Source organism: Streptomyces aureoversilis, from assembly GCF_042657885.1.
Lineage (GTDB): Bacteria > Actinomycetota > Actinomycetes > Streptomycetales > Streptomycetaceae > Streptomyces > Streptomyces aureoversilis.
On sequence record NZ_JBHSKJ010000068.1, the window covers coordinates 1 to 1,041 of the forward strand.

Here is a 1,041-nt window from a genome sequence, read left to right on the forward strand (position 1 = left end):
TCGGCGAGCGGACGAACGCCAACGGTTCGAAGAAGTTCCGCGAGGCGATGCTGGAGGGCCGCTGGGACGACTGTGTGGAGATGGCCCGCGACCAGATCCGCGAGGGCGCGCACCTGCTGGACCTGTGCGTCGACTACGTGGGGCGCGACGGCGTCGCCGACATGGCCGAGATCGCGGGCCGCTTCGCCACCGCCTCCACCCTCCCCATCGTCCTCGACTCCACCGAACCGGCCGTCATCCAGGCCGGCCTGGAGAAGCTCGGCGGCCGCGCCGTCATCAACTCCGTCAACTACGAGGACGGCGACGGCCCCGACTCCCGCTTCGCCAGGATCACCCGGCTGGCGGTCGAGCACGGCGCCGCCCTGATCGCGCTCACCATCGACGAGGAGGGCCAGGCCCGCACCGTCGAGAAGAAGGTCGAGATCGCCGAACGCCTGATCGACGACCTCACGGGCAACTGGGGGGTGCAGGAGTCGGACATCCTCATCGACTGCCTCACCTTCACCATCTGCACCGGCCAGGAGGAGTCCCGCAAGGACGGCATCGCCACCATCGAGGCGATCCGCGAGCTCAAGCGCCGCCACCCCGACGTGCAGACCACGCTGGGCCTGTCCAACATCTCCTTCGGCCTCAACCCGGCCGCCCGCATGGTCCTCAACTCCGTCTTCCTGGACGAGTGCGTGAAGGCCGGCCTCGACTCGGCCATCGTGCACGCCTCGAAGATCCTCCCGATCGCCCGCCTGGAAGAGGAGCAGGTCCAAGCCGCCCACGACCTGATCTACGACCGGCGCCGCGAGGGCTACGACCCCCTGCAGCACCTGCTGGAGCTCTTCGAAGGCGTGGACACCAAGTCGATGAAGGCCGGGAAGGCCGAGGAGCTCCTCGCCCTGCCGCTCGACGAGCGGCTCCAGCGCCGCATCATCGACGGCGAGAAGAATGGTCTGGAGGCCGATCTGGACGAGGCGCTGACGGCGCGTCCGGCGTTGGAGATCGTCAATGACACGTTGCTGGAGGGCATGAAGGTCGTCGGTGAGCTGTTCG

The 1,041-nt window shown here is 68.3% G+C and carries 1 protein-coding gene; it reads left to right on the forward strand.

The window, feature by feature from the left end:
- Positions 1 to 1,041 (forward strand): dihydropteroate synthase (locus ACFPP6_RS36435; RefSeq protein WP_382051140.1); only part of this gene is annotated, 1,041 nt, incomplete at both ends.